This window comes from Proteiniphilum sp. X52, from assembly GCF_003712195.1.
Classification (GTDB): Bacteria; Bacteroidota; Bacteroidia; order Bacteroidales; family Dysgonomonadaceae; genus Proteiniphilum.
The window spans coordinates 23612-42422 of record NZ_RDSD01000017.1; the positions used below are offsets into that span (position 1 = coordinate 23612).

The 18811-nt window shown below is 43.9% G+C and carries 9 protein-coding genes and 1 pseudogene; 1 reads left to right on the forward strand and 9 read right to left on the reverse strand.

Annotation, left to right across the window (positions count from 1 at the left end):
* Positions 1-58: 58 nt before the first annotated feature.
* The 8 genes and pseudogenes from D7D25_RS18560 to D7D25_RS12905 all read right to left on the reverse strand — a co-directional run.
* Positions 59-358 (reverse strand): annotated as a pseudogene (locus tag D7D25_RS18560) (prolyl oligopeptidase family serine peptidase); the annotation flags it as partial.
* Between the two features lie 47 nt (positions 359-405).
* Positions 406-3099 (reverse strand): DUF5695 domain-containing protein, encoded by a 2694-nt coding sequence (locus D7D25_RS12875; protein WP_255417297.1) that lies wholly within the window; start codon positions 3097-3099, stop codon positions 406-408.
* 276 nt (positions 3100-3375) lie between these two features.
* Positions 3376-3936 carry a hypothetical protein gene (locus D7D25_RS12880; protein ID WP_255417298.1) on the reverse strand — a complete coding sequence of 187 codons (561 nt, stop codon included), beginning with the start codon at positions 3934-3936 and terminating at the stop codon, positions 3376-3378.
* A gap of 13 nt (positions 3937-3949) precedes the next feature.
* The gene (locus D7D25_RS12885) at positions 3950-7267 is read right to left on the reverse strand and encodes a beta-L-arabinofuranosidase domain-containing protein (RefSeq protein ID WP_255417299.1); all 3318 of its coding nucleotides are present in this window, start codon (positions 7265-7267) and stop codon (positions 3950-3952) included.
* Between the two features lie 9 nt (positions 7268-7276).
* Entirely contained in the window at positions 7277-7690 is a 414-nt protein-coding gene (locus D7D25_RS12890) for a hypothetical protein (protein ID WP_148038926.1), read from the reverse strand.
* A 78-nt stretch (positions 7691-7768) separates the two neighbouring features.
* Complete coding sequence (locus tag D7D25_RS12895; RefSeq protein ID WP_122969366.1) at positions 7769-8767, reverse strand: DUF4859 domain-containing protein; 999 nt, start codon at positions 8765-8767, stop codon at positions 7769-7771.
* 27 nt (positions 8768-8794) lie between these two features.
* The gene (locus D7D25_RS12900) at positions 8795-10468 is read right to left on the reverse strand and encodes a RagB/SusD family nutrient uptake outer membrane protein (RefSeq protein ID WP_122969367.1); all 1674 of its coding nucleotides are present in this window, start codon (positions 10466-10468) and stop codon (positions 8795-8797) included.
* A 9-nt stretch (positions 10469-10477) separates the two neighbouring features.
* Complete coding sequence (locus D7D25_RS12905) at positions 10478-13459, reverse strand: TonB-dependent receptor (RefSeq protein WP_255417301.1); 2982 nt, start codon at positions 13457-13459, stop codon at positions 10478-10480.
* Positions 13460-13860: 401 nt separating this feature from the next.
* On the opposite strand from D7D25_RS12905, the gene D7D25_RS12915 reads away from it, so the two are divergent.
* On the forward strand, positions 13861-17901 hold the full coding sequence (locus D7D25_RS12915; RefSeq protein WP_122969369.1) for a hybrid sensor histidine kinase/response regulator transcription factor: 4041 nt from the start codon (positions 13861-13863) through the stop codon (positions 17899-17901).
* On the opposite strand, the gene D7D25_RS12920 is transcribed toward D7D25_RS12915, so the two are convergent.
* Positions 17898-18803, reverse strand: a complete 906-nt coding sequence (locus tag D7D25_RS12920) for a glycyl-radical enzyme activating protein (protein ID WP_122969370.1) — start codon at positions 18801-18803, stop codon at positions 17898-17900. The two genes, D7D25_RS12915 and D7D25_RS12920, sit on opposite strands and share 4 nt — an antisense overlap.
* Positions 18804-18811: the final 8 nt, after the last annotated feature.

Genomic DNA, 18811 nt, shown 5'->3' on the forward strand with positions numbered 1-18811 from the left:
GAACAATAGGTGTAAATATCAGAGTAATAATAAATTTAGGGTATGAACAGGAAGAATTCACCTTGCTCATGCCCTTTAAGTGGCAACCACAAGAGGCTACGCCCACCTTGTAAAAATCAGGATGGAACAAAAGCGCCGCCATGGCATTCTGCCCTCCGGCAGATCCGCCGTAGATCCCTACCCGATCGATATCCATCTCCGGATATTTCTCTGCAGCCGCCTTTATCCAAGCAATCCTGTCAGGGAAACCTGCATCTTTCAGGTTTTCATTATAACGATCTGCCAATTGGTATAAACTATCCGTGTTCTGTGCGGAAACGCATAGCACAAAAATAGGGAAGAAAAAAAACAGGTAAATACAAGCTTCATTTTATTCATTGTTTATGATTTTATTGTCTAACTGGTCTATTTAATTTTGACACTTAAAATATTTTTCTTTCCTTTTGAGGATTTTACTTCATAATATCCTCTTGTATTTTTTATAATTCCGGTTGGGAGTATTACTTCTTTGCCCTCAGGCACCTTTACCCCGAACAATGCATCTCCGTTAAATTCGACAATCGTTTCTCTCGTTTTCGGATTATAATCAACTTGTTGCATCTGTCCGGCAACAGTTGTCAGATGAAGGGATTCCGGTGCAATAAATACGCTGTTTTTCCCTGCCGTAGTAATTTCTGTCCTGACCCATTCTCCCTCTTTTTCAATATTGCCACTGAAGGCAACCCATCCGAATTCAGGATGATGATAGATATAGGTAGCTGAATTGACCGCATAGCCATAAAATCCGCTGCCGTAATCTCCGGCATAACCGTCGATAGCCAGCGTGGAAGGATAGGAATGGAAAGCGGCCGAGCCGAAGCCGTCTTCAGTCACATTGGCCAATGGCCCCATCGATCCGGCATGTCCCACCCTCAGCAGGTAGAAATCATCCGGATTAGCCCTATAGGCAGAGAGTACGGGTATCGCATTTAATCCTGAACCGTAATGATGTAACTGGCGTTCAATCCGGGCCAGTTTCCCGCCATACACAAAATCCCAGTATCTGCGGGCGCTCCCGTTATACCCCCAATGGGGAAGCGTTGGCATATAGGCGAGGATCGCGTTGAGGGTGACATCCGCTTTATCGGCATAACCGAAGTAGGATGTCCACATATACACTTCCTCCTGTCCGGTAGAATCCCACGGCATCTCACTTCCAAACGGATAGTTCAACGAACGCCAGTGATCCGCCCGTTTTTTCATTTCCGCCTCCAGATCGGCAGCCATTTCCGTAAATCCTTCCCGTTGCAGATCGAGGAGGATATAGAGGAAAACGGAACCTTCCATTTGTCCGAATTGTGCATAGTAGGGAGCGAATTTCATCATCGCAATGGCTGTATGATAAGCGTTTTCCAGACTTTGCCTCCAGTCGATACCGGTAAAACCTCGATTTCTACCCAAATGGTACATCACCCAATGGGCGGCGGCCACATGCGGATAGTTATAGGAACGGCCAAGGTCTTCGGCATTTTCTTTCGACCAAGCTTCCCATCCGCTAAACCGGATGGAATCGCTATAAGTACCTTTCGGCATCAATTCCGGTTCATAATAGAACAGGCTCTTTCTCACGCCGTATTTTGTTGAATCGGAGTTATGCTGGATCCGGCCCCACATTGTTTCATTGATGAATCTTTTTATTTTCTCAACCTCCTGATGGTCGGGCCGTACAAGCTGCTTCATCACGGCAGCCAGCCAACTCCCGGCTCCCGCTTCGTCACTCAGGCCAACAAACCAGGAACGCCTCTCCTGTGTAAGTATCTGTTTCCTGTCATAATCATAGTTTATAATGGAGGGTGAACGTCCGAAAGGATCATCCCTGTTTTCATACCATTGTGCTGTAGTAAGGAAGTTTCCCAAGTCATCCACCACTTCTTCCTGTGATTTAATTACCTTATAATTAATCGTCTGCAACGTATTGTCTTCATAACGGACGGAAAGCCGGGCTCTTCCCCAACTATTCCCTTTCACTTCATATTCCAACCATCCATTGGGTGTTTCTCCTTTTTTTGTCAATGTCAGCGCATTTTCGGGATGGACGGAAATGCTGCTTATCTTTTCCGGATATTTTATAAATAGCCTGCCTATTTCGTTTATGGGCAGAACATACCCGGGAAGTCCGATTGCCACAGGCCTTTTCCGACGGATCAACTCATCTTCTATTTTCCTGATAGAAGGTGCAAGTACAAACTTGAGAGAAAAGCTCTTCGATTCTCCCGGAACCAAGTCGGTCGAGGTCGGCTCGTTCCATTGTTCAACACCTTTCCATTCTGTCTCCGCATTTGCCTTGCTATGGATAAGCCATTCATGGAATCCCTCAAATACCACGCCTTTTGGCGTCGGATCGTCATTGAGAGGGTTGTAAGCCTCAAACGAAGCATTTTCCTGAGGTAGCACCAATAAACTGGGTCCCTCGCCATGTAAACGGTTTACCTGAAGATAGCCTGCATCTTTTCCTATATAAGGATCAAAAAATACATTTTCATGATGCGCCTGATCCAGATTTTTTCCTTCCAGTATATTATTAAAAACAAGTGGGATGCCCAACGAGCCTATTTCTATATTACCGGTAGAGATATTTGTAATCTCAAACCGCAGCACCAGGTCTCCGTTATCTGTCTCCCAGAATCTTTTTATGCCAACGGGTATGTCCGCGGGCAAAGTGGCGGCAAGGTCGGCCGCGGCAATTACATTGCCATTCACGGCCAATTTCACAACCGGTTTACGATTATACGCGGTAGCATATTGTTTCCAGTTCCCTTTTCCTGATTCTCTCAGAGTAATATTTATATCTCCCAAATGGTACAATCCATCTTTATCCCTTTGTGCTATCCTGTCAGCGGGTGTATAATCAAATGATGTATCTGAAAGCGGTTTCAGATGTTTCACCGTTTGGGAAGCATTCACTAAGGTCAGAGAGAAGTTTTTTGTCATAAACGTCTCCGCCCCCATCCCCATAAAAAGCGTCGAGGGCTTTTGTGCCATTCTTTCCCAGGGGGACTGGGCAAAAGAGACAAGGACAAAAGCAAAAACAGAAAAGATTATTACTGTTATTCGTTTCATACGATAATAAATTAGACACAAGACTTTATAAACTAAAAGCTAAAGTGATTTATTCCTATTCTCTATTGATTTCTCAATTTTTCACCACGCACGTGAATTTTCTGTCGTCACTCGGTATATTCGAATAAACTCAGTTGTTTTCTTTGCTCAACATAGTAAGACAAGTTTTTCCCCTCTGTTCGCTTATCAAAAACATTCAAAACAAGTTTTTTCCTCTGCCCTCATTCTTAAGAAAATTCACTATTAATTTTTCACTTTTAACTTTTCATTTTTCACTCAATTATCCCAATTATACAAATTTTCCGTTTTATGACGGCTGATCCTTTTATCCGTTTCAGGAAAGTATTCGGACAAGATCCCATACAATCCGGGATCATATACTTTCAGCTCTTCCCGGGTATTCACTTTATTATGCTTCCCGTCACCTCCGTCATTATCTACTTCAGCATTGACATTAAACCAACTCTGCACGCCTTCCGCCCAATATTCCCAGATATTGGTCGCGGCATACGTATTCAGCCATCGTCCGTTTTTGAGGGCGGTATCCAGCAATGTTTTCAGACGATCGTTGAAATCATGGTTTATCGGAGATATACCGACATCGTGTATCGTATGCGCGAATTCATGGATCAGAATATCTTCCGCATGATATTTATCGATCTGATACGCCAGGATATTCTCTTCGGCACAGGTAGTCAGTGGTAAATCAAGCGTTCCTCCCAATCCCCTGGCACGCACATCCCAATTCAGGGAAGTGTCATTGGCGAGATGGGCATGTTCGGGTATATCGGTGGTTCCTTCGTAACGCGCGATTGTCAAACAGTGATTGAAATCCATTGACATTCAATATTTAGTTAATAAATTTCCTCAACCTTTCAGTCGCATTTTGTATCATATCATGGGTACCGCTACCGTCGTTTACATAAGATACAACCATCCTGGCGTATTCAACAGCCTCATGCAAGTCCGTCGACGTCTCACTGGAAGTAAGCCTATCAGCCTGCCTGAGTAAAGTAGACAACGGATAAAGATCTTCCGGTTCGGGCAAATTCCCCGGCCTCATCGTGTTGATAGCGGCATTGAGGACCGAAGCCGCCAGGTTAACTTCATTTTGACTGTAGTTTTTACCCCTGTTCTCGTATATTTTTTGCGATTCCCGAAGTTGTTCCTCAAGACGTCTGAAAGCATGCGGGGCCCAAGGCGAATATTCCGGTATCTTTACAGTAAGGGCATTCCATGCTTCTTGCATCTTTTTTCTCTCGATAGCAAGGTTCAGTACTTCACCAAGGTAACTTTTATCGACGCTACTTGCCAATACCAAGTCGTTCATGGCTTTACGTACCAGTAGTATTTGTCTATCGACTGATAACTGAGATTTCCCTTTTTCTTCCACTTCCTTTGCCGCGGTTATTGCCATTTGCAGTGCGAGATACTTGTCCCATGTAAAATCCTTTGCATCCTTCGATTCTGCCTCTCTTATAGCGGCAGACAGTCGTGATTTATCCAGTTTGACAGGCTGCAGCCCATGCACGCTATTATCTATCGCAGCGATTTGGGCAACGATTTGTTTTTGGGTAGCGTTTTCGGAGCGACTCAGTTCCCGGCCGGCCTCAACAGATACTTTCAGGGCCTCATAAGACTCTTTGGTATAATTATCAGGCAGGAATACAGTCGCCTCTTGTAATTTGTCCGACAGCATTGTCTTGAACTCGGCAAGAAGGTCGTCAACAATATCTATCCTGAAATAATGGGTAGAATTCTTGTCCCTGTAATAATCCGGCTCAAACGTCCTATCGCCCACCGTCAATGTATAGAGGTTGCCATCAGTGCCGTGCGAACCGCCGCTGGGACCATTGAGCACAATATTATTCAAATAAGGATCGATCGCAAGCGTTGCCTCTTCCCAACTGTTTACGCCTGTAGCGGTCATGGCCAGCGGACCGTACATAATAGTACCTGTCCACATAGGATCAAACCGGATATCGGGTTGTTTTTCTCCAGCAGTGGCTGTCTCCATTTTATCGGGGCCATAATCGATATGCTTGCCAAAAGGCATGATGATCTCCACGATGTCGGAGTCTGTCCAGTCACGCGCGGGAATGGTCACATAAGAACTTGGCTGATAGGAGGAAGCAATGGGAACACCATTCAGCCGGATATCGAACCCTTCAGTAGCCCAATACGGCACACGCAGCTTCATCGCAAAATTCGCCTTACCATCTGTAACCCTGATAGTAGAGCTTTCAGCCGGCCATAAACAATCCTGCCGGATAGTGACACCTTTGGCATCCCACTGGAGGACAGTAGGCATATACAAAGCAAGCCAAAGCGTATTCTCCGACACGAAATACGTGGCTTCCTGATACTTGACATGGTTTTCGGATCCCGTACCTCCACAACATGTAGATTGAGGAGTTCTATTGCCCCAGGGCTTTGAAGCGTTGAGTCCCACTGCATAATGATAGATCGTAAGGTAGCAAGTACTGTGGAGTGATCCCACGAGTTGGTTATACAGGACACGTTCGTAGTAATCCATATATCGGGCATCGTCAGGATCAAAGCAGTTTAGGTCCTTAGTCAGTTTAGCCAAATTATAAGCACAACAAGTCTCGTTTAAAGTGGGGGTAGGATTGGTGGCCATGCTTAGTATCTGGGTATAAGGTTGCCTGAACATCTCACCATTACCCACACCGCCGGTAGAGTAGCGGTAACGCCCCTGTATCATTTCCCAAAAATTTTGAGACAAATGATAATAATACGGATTATGGTTTCCTCTGAAACTGCGAAGCGCGCTGGTGATCTTGGGAATATGTTGGTTGGCATGCCGCATGCGTATATCATCAATGTTGCTTGCCAACGGATCATAGAAAGCCGGACTATCGAAAAAATTCGATGCTTCGAGCAGGTGTGCTTTCTCAACGGGATCGTCCACCATTTCGGAGAGCCTCGCCAACGATTCTCCGGTTCCGCCATCTTCCCCCGCGATATACATATTCCACATTTCATAACGGTTGCCGGGGCGGGTCCTCCGCTCCTCCTGCGTCCCGTCTGTCATCACGTAGGTGCGGTAATGCAACCGGTTCCATATCCATAGGCCCATGTCTTTGGCTATGAGAAGGGCTTTGGCCGCCACTTCCGGATCATCGACATAGGTGGCGATATCGATCAGTCCGGCCAACTGTTTATGGATAGAGTAATAAGGCGCCCACACCCAACTCTCGTTGTTATACGCGCGGTACATCTCTATCAGAACCGCATGGTGTGCAGGAATTGCGTTGAGATAACCGTAACCGTATTTCGTCCATTCTGTTTTATGCACGTTGAAATCCTCCCAGGTACCCTTCATGTCCCGTAGTTCGGCTTCGGGTGCAAAGTCGCGTGCCTCCCAGTACCTGCCGAGCTCCTCATTCCAGACAAACGTCCTTTCCTGGCATTCCCGCAACTCGTTGACCATCCGGGTCATATTGTCACGCAGTTTATTTTTTTGTTCCGGGTCGGCAGCGCTGGCGAAAGCCAAAGCCAGCGCAGACATATAATGTCCCGACCCGTGTCCTTTCAGCTTGGTGGTGGGAGAATCCCAGCCATCGGATTTCGTGTACCCTTCGGTACTCAGGCCATACGTATCCCTGTAATTATAGAGTTGCTGGGTAACATCCCAGCTTATAATTTCACGGATGGCCAGTTCCCTATTGGAAGTCAGTCGGTTGTCGCCGATGATCATCACCTTGTTTAACGGAACCGCTTCAGCCACCGGAACAGGAGATGGAGCGGCCTGTCCTCCTGAAACCACTTTAACATTGGCCGTGACCGGATAACCGTGGGGCGTGGTATTATCGCCTGTGATAAAACCACTGACGGTATATTTATGGCCGACAGGGTTCATATCCGGATTGGCCTGGTCTTCTTCCACGTTACGCGCCGAATTGGACCATCGGGTCTGGCGGAATTCCGATTTCCCGTCGGAATAAGTCACCCAAAGCTGATAAGGTAATTTCGGCGCCGTACCAACCGGGCATTCCACTAACACCGGTTCAACCCGGACAATTTCCCTGGATCCGGAGGGATTGGAGATTGTTACAGCAAAAGAAATTGAAGCGACACCAAACAATGGTATCAGCAACAATACACCGGCCAATACAACCATTATACGGTTTGATCTGTTCATCATCACTTATTTTTATTTAAATGAATTTTCATTTTGCATATTCGCTCTAATCGCCTCCAAAGGATTAAAAATACAGGAATTTAACATCATTGCTGAATCCGACATATATCCGTAGACATTGCATCCGAACTGGCAATTGCCCATAAAATAATAATATTTCCCATCATCCCCTTTCAAGACGTCTGGTGCCCAACAGTTTGTCAACCCGTCGGGGAGGTCGATCTCCATCTCATAGTTATACCAATTCACAAAATCCTTACTGATCCAAACCTGAGGATCGAGGATCAGCACATCAGCTTCATCCGGTTGTTCCGCCTCTCCATTCCCTTCCGGTTTTTCCGGATCAATCAGTGGTTCATCTGAATTACAGTTATGAAAACTGATAAAGAGGCAGAATAAAAGATAACATGTAAGCCGTCTTTTCACAAAAAAAATCAATCAAGTTACATATCTATGCGTAGGAGGATAAATGCTTGTAGGCATATATCCTCCTGTTTAATTTAATTATGCCAAAGTAACGCCAATAATAAAGCGGAAGAAATAATTTACACTCTCCATATTCCGGTAACCGATGCTTATCGCATACTTATTCCCGGCAGTCAATTCCGGCGCTCTGCCTATATAGAGAAGCTGATCGTCTGTATTCAATTCGGCAAAGACGGTGAAGCCCGTATCTCCCCAATTGCATACAGCTCCCGAATTGTTCATCCAGTATCCGGGAGCATTTGCCGTATAACTACTGGTTTCATCCCATTCCCCACTTTGAGGATTGACGGCATACATACGAATTTTTCCTCCGTTCGTATCCATATTTGCAAGGAATTCCTCTACAGTCATCTCCATGCAAAGAGCGATCGTTTCCGCATAATTATTCAAGTCTATACCGTAGGATGCGTAATCGCCGGCAGGAATCGTTATATTTAACATTACGATTGTCGGATCAGTATAAGAAACCTGAAATGAGAAACGGACATAGTCGTCATAATCGTCCCCATTGACTGCAAATCCCACATTGAAAGCAACAGATGTCCCGACGGCCACATTTTCTATAGGAGTTACAATAAGGGTTTTGTTGTTGGTATCAATATCCAGACTGGCCGTTTTGGCGTTATCTGACTCTGTGGTTACTCCACCGGCTGTATTATAATACCACCCGGTGTTTCCCTTTGTTTTTCCGGACTTATTCCAATGGTTCCTCGTTGTATTGATGTTGTAAAACACAACCGAACCATTGTTTAAACCACTTATCACCTGTTCTACAGTCATACCCATTTTTTCCTGAAACAATTCATTGTGATCATCCAGACTGACAACATAAGGCTCTAAACGCTCAACCGCAAACTCAATATTTGTAGTGATGGTTGCCTCCTGGTCTACCCGTAAATATGGGTTTTCGTCTTCACCGTATACATGTTTACTCGTGGCCTCTTCGTAGTGGTCACTACATGTTAAAAAATTAAATGACAGTGAAATAGCAAATATATAAATTAAAATTCTTCTCATATGATTTATTTTTTACATTAATCTGAATTATTCACCATAACCAGGATTCTGCACCAGATTCGGATTTCCATCCAAGAATGTTTTATAAATGGGAAAAATATCACAATGGTTATCCGACGGATCTGTTTTAGCCGTTTTACAAAACCAGGACTTTCCATTGTATACATTCTGGTTTGTCCCTCTGATACGGAAACGGATCAGATCCTGCCGGCGGTGATGCTCCGCAACAAATTCCCAAGCCAGGTCGTCCAACAATCCCCCCAACTCAATATCGTCTCCGCCTTCATAGGTAGTGACCCATTTATCCTCTTCACCCATTTTCCCCTGGTTTTCCCGGTATCCGTAGGCATACACGCTTCCGCCTTTCAATTGCTCCACCGTACGAACCGCTTTGCCCGGATTATTCTTAAAAGCACGTTGCCGTACTGCCGTCACCAAGTCCGCAGCAGTTTGTTCAGTTTCTCCCTTATATCCTCCCAAACGAAGCAAACATTCGGCTTTGATCATGTAAGCATCTGCCAAGCGGAAGAAAGGAATATCATCATAAGCGGAACCAAAATCACCCGACAAAATTTCATATTTTATCAAACGTCCACCTTCAAACGGATAGCACCCCGGATTATCAATACTATGTATTTCTTTGGTATAGCTTAATGGCTCTCCTTCCACCATGATAGGGGCTCCGCTACGATCATATTGCTGTCCTAATGTCCAACACGCCGTATAGCGTCCGTCGTCTTCATCATAAGTATCAAGGAATTGGGGCAATGCGGTACTCCCTCCAGTAGCCCAACCGTTAAAATCCCAGACAGCCCTGCCAGCAACGTGTATCCATTTGTTGGCATAGTAATTTCCGCTTGCATATTTATTTTCAAAAGGAATTCCAAATATAATTTCAGGAGAACCGGAAATATCCTCCTTAAAGTTATCCGAATAATTGGCCGACAAAGAAAAACGTCCACTTTCAATAATCTCATTCACTTCATCGATGGCTTTTCCGTACCAAGAACTATCCGAATGATCATTAAACCAAGCATTGTGATTCAGGTACATTTTTGCAAGAAGCATATTGACGGCATAATCGTTAATTTGTCCCATTCCATTGTCCGGTCCGCATTTCCCTTTAATATCAGTCAATTCATCAATAACAAAATCCCATGTTTCCTGCGGATCTGCCTGTTCCGGCATCCAACCGGCCGGGTGATCATAGGTGGTATCCAAAGGAATATTGCGGAACAAATCAAACAAAATATAATAATACAAAGCGCGGTAAGCTCTTAACTGGGAAGTCGCCGCTTCCGAAGCCTGTACAGCTTTATCTGCCAGCAGTTTATTACAGGCATTGATACCGGCATACGAATAATTCCACTCTGTCCAGAAATGCCCTATCTGTGAATGAAACTGATGTTTATGTAAAGAGACATACAAGTCTCCCCAGCCAATACCGATACGGTAAGGGGTACACCAAAGGTCTGAGGATTCGTCCTGGATATCGCAATAGCCGTTCCATCCCCAATAAACATTTCTTAAATTACTGTATACCGGAGCAAACATACTGGCGGCATCTTTCTCCGTAAATTCATATTTCTCTGCGGCAAGTGTATCATAAATGGTCTCACTTAAATCAGTACAACTGTCGAAAGATAACACAGAAACCCCTATGACTATAGCTAAAATGGATTTATATATTTTCATGATCATTTTATTTTTTTAGAATGTAATATTCACTCCGAACGTAAATGAACGAATAGACGGGTATCTGTCGCGCCAGTCGATACCGGCAGAGCGCGGGTCGCTATTTGACAACTCTGGATCTAACCCGCTATATTCAGTAATGGTAAACAGGTTATCTCCTGATATATAAGCCCTCAAACCCTTCACATAGGTAGTATTACGCAAAGGCACGCTATATCCCAGTGTAAGATTAGTCAACTTCACAAAATCGCCTTTCTCCATGTAGTAACTTACAATGGTCTGTTTTTGCGCGGTTGAAAGCGTATATTGTCCGCCATAAGGAGCCTTTTCAACTGATTTCAGACGGTTATAGGCGATGGAGTTATTTTCATAAAATGCACGCGGTTCATTGAGTATATCGAATCCGAATTGCCCGGTAAACTGCATGGATAAGTCAAAATTCTTGTAATAGAAGGTATTGCTCCATCCCATGTATATTTTAGGAAGAGAATTTCCCAAATACTGGCGATAGTCATCGTTATTCAGCATGTTATCGGTAAATTCTTCCGCTTCTCCTGTTGCCGGGTTTTCAATCAACCAAAGTCCGTTCTCCGATACTCCTACCGATTTCAGGCCAAAGAACTGTCCGACGGTCTTCCCCACGATCAATCGTTGGGTTGCAATTGTAATGGGTTCTCCTAACCAGGCATCGTCCTTCTCGTTTGAGGTTTCATAAAGATCATTAGACAAACTCAACAGTTTATTAGTAGTATAAGATCCGGTAAGAACGCTCTTCCACTCAAAATCTTTCGAACGTACCGGCGTTGCGTTAATCGCGACTTCAATCCCTCTGTTCCACATTTCGCCTACATTCGCTAATGTTTCCGTATGCAAATTTGGAGGAGCAGGAACCGTGTACCACCATAACAAATCGGATGTTTTCTTGTGGAACACATCAACAGATGCCCCCAAACGGTCATTCAATACACTTAAATCGACTCCGATATTAATTTCTCCCGATTTTTCCCATTTAAGGTCTGGATTGGGATTGGAACCCACGACAAGGCCGGGCTTCCACACACCATTTTCATAATAGTAGGAAGTTCCCAGTTCATATCTTGTCAATGATTGATATGAATCATTGGGTATTACTCCGGTAACACCATATCCGGCACGTAGTTTCAGATGATTCAACCAAGTAAGGTTCTTCATGAACTCTTCATTGCTTACTGTCCAGCCCAGAGAAACGGAAGGGAAAGTACCCCATTTGTGATTTTCACCGAATTTGGATGACCCTTCCTGGCGAACACTTAGCAACACGTTGTATTTATCGGCGTAGCCATAACTGATGCGGCCGAAAAAACCGATCAGTTTATTGTCGTTCTTATAACTTCCCATTCCTGCTTTCCCGTCTTTGAGCGCTGCTCCTACACCCAGATTATTATATTGAAAAAAGTCATTCTGAAAATCATAGTTATTGGCATTGAATCCCTCATTTACATCATACTGGTAACTATAACCCACAAGTCCGTCAATACGGTGCTGTCCAAGAAGGTTGTGGTATTTTGAAGTTACCTCCAGATTGTCTGTACGGCTTCCTGAGAAAGAATGATACGCATACCCGGTGTGGTTTTCCATCTTTTGGCTGTAATACTCAGAAGTATAATACCCTTTATTGTGGGCATTGAATCGACGGGTAGCCACCATCAGATTTGTTTGCCAGCCGGAGATCGGCTCAAAGGTAATATTCCCTGTCATCCGGGTCCATTCAGTGTCGTATGAGCCGGTACGTTCCTTGATCATTCCTACGGGATTATAGTAATAGTTTACCTGAAAATTCTCAAAATAAGTACCGTCATTGTTCCATATCGGTTCTGTGGGATTGTGGATAATGGCCTGACGGTAGATGTTAGAGGCATCTGCATTACTCGCGTTTGTTGCACTGTTCTTGTGCAACCCCTTTACCACGTTCAGTTGAATCTTCAGCATATCATTGAACATCCAATGAGACAGGTCAAGATTTGCTTTTATATCCCTACTATAGGTATCCATGATTACCCCATCTTCATTGCGAAAGGTAAAATCGGCGGCATAGGTTGTTTTACTGGTTCCACCGCGCATATTGATGTTGTGGTTATGCGTCATGGCCGTTCGCGTTACGGCATCCAGCCAATCGGTATCATACCCTTTATCCACAAAATTAGTTTTCCCTAACCTGATATCTTCCGGACCGTAAAAATCCAGCGTTTTCCCAAACCGGGACAGGGAAGCATAAGCGGAATAATTGGCGATTGTCTCCGCGCTTCTGTTACCTGATTTCGTAGTAATTAGAATTACTCCGTTCGCTCCCCGGGTACCGTAAATTGCCGCGGCGGAAGCATCTTTCAAAACATCGATTGAAGCAATATTCTCTGGTGCCACAGTACCCAAATTACCCTCAATTCCATCGATCAGCACTAAAGGGGTGGAACTTCCCTCCAATGATATTACACCCCGCAGACGAATGGTAGAAGAGTGGTTTGGATCACCTGATCCTTTGGTAATGTTCAACCCTGCCACTTTACCTTTGATCAGATCTGCGGCATCACCAATCTTACCTACTGTAAAATCTTCCGATTTAATACTCGAAATGGCACTTGTCACATCCCCCTTTCGTTGCATACCATATCCAATCACCACCAGTTCATCGATCAATTCCGTATCTTCGGTGAGTGAAATATTCAGATTATCCGAAGCCGCTATCTCCACCGTTTGATAACCGATATAGGAAATGACAAGAGTAGCCCGACCATCCTTGACCGTCAGACTAAAAGAACCGTCGACATTCGTCACTGTTCCGTTTGAGGTTCCTTTTTCAATCACATTTGCTCCGATAAGCGGCTCTCCGGAGGCAGCATCCTCCACTCTTCCTTTTACCGTAAAAGGATTCTGTGACACCTCTTCATGTACTATACCGGTAGTGGCATACGAAGAGAAAACAGGTTCAACACTTCCAAAGAAAGCAAGTATTGAAATCATTAATACCAATTTTCCCATCTTTAAAGAATGGGAATGATGAATAGACGTGTCCACTTTCATAGATTTTAATCAATTTTACGTTATTTACTTTCCTTTCATTCTCTCTTTTCAGCTTTCGTTATCAAATGGTTACCCAATCGACACAAGATCCACTATTTATTTCATTCCATGTTTGTTGTTTTTTGAATTTGCTCTCATAGGGTTAAAAATATAAAAAAGTAAAAAAAATAATACTCGAAGCAATGTACAACTCCCTGATCCTGTTTGCAAATTTGAGGTAAAAAAAAAACTTGCAATACAAAAAAAATCCAAAAAAATAACACAATTCTATTTTAAGTGTCAATTCAACACTATATATTTGTAGAAAATTTAAAATGAGCCTGATATAGACGTAAAAATCCATGCGAACAATACTTTCCATATTCTTTCTATTTTCGATATCGTGTTTGAAATCATTCTCCATTGAACTGAATTTCAAATATTACAAGGTAGAGGACGGTTTATCCTCGAATACGGTGTATGCCGTTCTCCAAGACTCGAAAGGATTTATGTGGTTCGGGACCGAAAACGGGTTGAACCGATTCGACGGTTACACGTTTACCGCCTACCGGAATATACCCCGGAATGAAAATTCCCTGGTCAATAACTACGTATATTGTCTAATTGAAGATGAGGATCAAACACTCTGGATCGGAACCGAACGGGGCGTATGCACGTTTGACCTGGGAAAAGAGGGGTTCAATCCATTTATATTAAAAACTGAAAAAGGGACTCCGGTTTCAGGAAGAATACAAAACCTGATCTCCGATAACGGGAAAATATGGATCGCATCCGCAAGGCAAGGGGTTTTTGTGTATGAAAACAATAAGCTATTCCTCCATTCTTTCGAGAAATTCAAAACGAACCCGGACGAACAGATATGGGTAACATATATCTATAAAGACAAAGAAAATATTATTTGGACCTCGGTAGATAATACCCGGCATCAAATATACAAGTTTGACAGGAAATCAGGCCAATTTACTCCCGGCTTTCCGAATATGCCCTTCAACGAACAAAAGGAGTTACGCGCATACAGTATGCTGGAGGATACTTTCGGCACATTGTGGTTCGGAACATGGACAAACGGCCTGATCGCAGTAGATAAACACAAAGGGATCATCACCGAAAGACATTTACATATCCCCGGTAAAGACCGGATCCTGCATATCCATCAATTGACGGAATACGATGCGGGCACCCTACTGATCGGGTCGAACGACGGGCTTACTTCCTTCAAAATATCACCCATAGCTGGCAACCGGCCGGACCAGCATTTCCGGGAACCGATGCTCTCCAATTGTTTTGTGTATCCCATTTATAAGGATAACGAAGGCGGGCTCTGGATCGGGACATATTATGGTGGAATAAATTATGCGTCGCCCAACAGGAACTATTTCACAGGATATACGTATATCAAACATGAAAATTCTGTTACGGGAAACGTGGTCAGCTGTTTTTGCGAAGACCCGTACGGCAATATATGGATCGGAACGGAAGACGGGGGATTAAACGAAATGAATGTAAAAACCGGAAAATTCCACGCATATAGTTATAAGGATAAAACGAATGGCCTCTCCTTTGATAATGTGCATGCCCTCGTGATAGATAACAACAACCTGTGGGTCGGAACATATACGGGAGGACTCAATGTGATGGATCTTCACACGAAGAAGATCAAACATTATGTTTCGGTTCATGCAGATAAAAACACACTGGATGCGAATAACATCTATTCGATATATCGTGATTCGCTGGCAAATATCTGGATTGGCACCTCGTCAGGAATAAACCTGTATAACCGGCAATCGGATAATTTCACCCGTGTCCGTCTCCTGAATGAAATAGTAATGGATATTTTACAGACAGGAAACCATATCTGGTTTGCGACGATCAATAGGGGATTACAAAAGCTCGATCTCGAATCCGGCCAATGGACGGAATATCTGTTCGAATCTGATGACGAGAATTCATTAATCAGTAACGATGTGATTTGCCTGGGAACCGATGAAAAGCAACAACTATGGATCGGAACAAACCACGGCCTATGCCGGTATGACCCCGAAAAGGATATCTTTATCGATGAAAAGATGGAATTCCAAAGCAATTATATCTGTAAGATCTTAGCCGAAAACGAAAACCTGTGGATTGCCACGCTGAAGGGTTTGATCTGTTATACACCTTCCACAAAGCAATACCGCCAATTCACCAAAAGCGATGGATTGCTGAGCGACCTGTTCACGCCAAACTCCGGATTCAAAACCTCTTCAGGAAAAATTTATATAGGCACGCCAAACGGATTCAACACCTTCTACCCCAAACAAATACCTAAGAACACGCACGTGCCTCCTATCGCGATAACAGATTTTCAACTGTTCAACAAGCCGGTGAATATGGATAATTTTATCACCGGAAATAAACACAATCAACTTGTTCTTACACTGGCACACAATAAAAATTCATTCAGCTTTGGATTTACGGCGTTAAGTTTTTTTGCTCCCGAGAAAAACCTGTATTCCTTTATGTTGGAAGGATTCGACAAGAGCTGGAATGATGCCGGGAAAGAACGGAGAGCGACATACACGAACATTCCACCCGGAAACTACACTTTCAGGGTAAAAGCATCGAATAACGACGGGGTATGGAACGACGAAGGATATGCGCTGGGCGTCGTTGTAAAACCACCCCTCTGGTGGAATGGATGGTCGATTACGCTCTACATGCTGTTTCTCATTACCGGAATCTTATTCCTATTTCATTTTCTTCGGGAGAAAGAGAGACGGAAAAACGAGGAGAAAATCGCCAGTATCAGAAGCGAGCAGGAAAAAGAGATGTATCGCTCCAAGATAGAATTTTTCACCAATGTGGCCCATGAAATACGGACACCGCTAAGCCTGATCATTGCTCCTGCAGAACAAGTGATTGAAGCTTCAGGTGCAATGCCCGATACGATAACGGAAAACCTGGATATCATAAAAAGTAATAGCCAGAGGCTTTTAACATTAGTAAACCAGTTACTCGATTTTTCAAAGATTGAAAAGGGATGCGTTCAGATTTCATTATCATGGCAAAACATTCATCACTTACTGGTAGAGATATATAAACGATTCAGGCCGTTTGTGGAAAGTAAACATATCCGGTTCGAATATTTCTCCGACGACACAGATTTCGAAACGATGGCCGATGCGGAAAATCTGACAAAAGTGGTCAGTAACCTGCTGGGCAATGCATCAAAATACACGACCGACCTCATCGTTCTGAGACTCCAGGCCCATCTCGCCCCAGATTATTACAAAATCTCGGTAACTGATAACGGCATCGGCTTACCTGAATCGGAAACCGGACATATATTCAAGCCGTTTTATCAGGTATCGGGACAATACAATTCCGGCACGGGACTCGGGTTGTATCTGGTAAAATCGATCGTGGATGCGTTCGAAGGAAAAATAGAAACGGTGAATCATCCCGGTGAAGGCTTTTCCATTTCGATCATCCTTCCTAAAATGAACAGGCAGGATGAAGAGCATCTCCCAGGGGACTATTTCCCAGAGACACGGTTAAGTCACGATATAGAAACTGAAGATGATGATTCAGGAGAGGTCTGTTCCGGTCCGAATACCGGTGAAAAACCATCGTTGCTGATCGTGGAAGACGATGCGGACATGCAGGCTTTTATCCGTAAACAGTTCCTTAACGACTACCTCGTTTATATGGCAAACGATGGAAAGGAAGGCTTGAGCGTCCTGGAAAATCATCCAATAGATATCATCGTTACAGACATGATGATGCCGAATATGGACGGCATTGCATTTTGCAAAACCGTCAAACGAAATTTTCTATGGAGCCATATTCCGATTATTATGCTGACGGCAAAAACAAGCGTGGTTTCAAAGATCGAAGCGTTTGAAATAGGAGCGGACGCATATCTTGAAAAGCCTTTTCATATGTCTTATTTGTCCGCACGTATCCGTAATCTATTAAGATCAAGGCAATTGTTATTCCAAAAATTCACCCAGACCCCTTATGCCACCCTGAAAAGTATTGCCGGAAACAAAACAGATGAAGATTTTCTGGTAAAACTAAATGAGATCATTGAACGGAATATAGAAAATTCCGATTTTTCCATCGACGACTTGGCGAAAGAGATAGGCCTCAGCAGTTCGGGGCTGTTCGCAAAGATAAAGCAGATATCGGGAGTGACACCCAATAAGCTCATCCAGTCCATGCGGCTGAAAAAATCTGCCGAACTGTTAAGCGAAGGAAGATACCGGGTGAATGAAGTGTGTTACCGGGTAGGTTTTAACAATCCGTCTTACTTTGCAAAATGTTTCCAGAAACAATTCGGGAAACTTCCAAAAGATTTTATCAGTGATCTCGATCCGAATGAAAAAACGGAGGATTAACCTCCAATCACCGCATTCAACCCATTTGCTGTGAAAACAGAGAGAATTTGAGTCATACGTTCTTTGGATGGTTCCGCCATACCGTTTCCGTTGTAGGTCTTCCCCAGCTTCTCATATTTTTTGGAAGCGATATTATGATAAGGCAGCAATCCCACAACGGTCGGTTTTCGTTTCAACCCATTCAGAAAATCTATCGTCTTTATTATATTTTCATCATCGGTATTTACCCCTTCCACCAAAGGAATACGGATATGATATTCTTTATCGTGATCGGAAATGAGTGCGAGGTTTTTCAGAATGAGTGTGTTATCCACTCCCACCCATTTACGATGATTCTGTGCATTCATCAGTTTCAGGTCATACAGGAAAAGGTCGGCATGGGGCAGGATATCTTCCACCACCGGCGATTTCACACAGCCTGAGGTATCGATTGCCCGGTGGATACCCTCCATTCCGCACCGGATCAACAGGCTTTTCAATGCTTCGGGATACATCAACGGTTCACCGCCCGAGAAAGTAACCCCGCCGCCCGAAGCATCCATGATATGGGTCTCTTTTAAGACGGCAGTCATCACTTCATCTTCGGAATAATCCCGCCCGCTCATCTCAATGGCTTTGGTGGGACACACTTCGGCACATTTCCCGCAAAGGACACATTCCCCGGAATCCGTAACGACGCCACTCGTTTTAGTCAGCGTAAGTGCGTTTTCAGGGCATACGGCCACACACGATCCACATCCGATGCATTTGCTTTTATCATACAACTTCTCGGTTTTAAAGGAGATGCTCTCAGGATTATGACACCATCTGCACGAAAGCGGGCATCCCTTGAAAAAGACCGTCACCCTCACCCCGGGACCATCATTGATCGAATACCGTTTTATGTCAAATAGGAAAGGCATCGACTTTC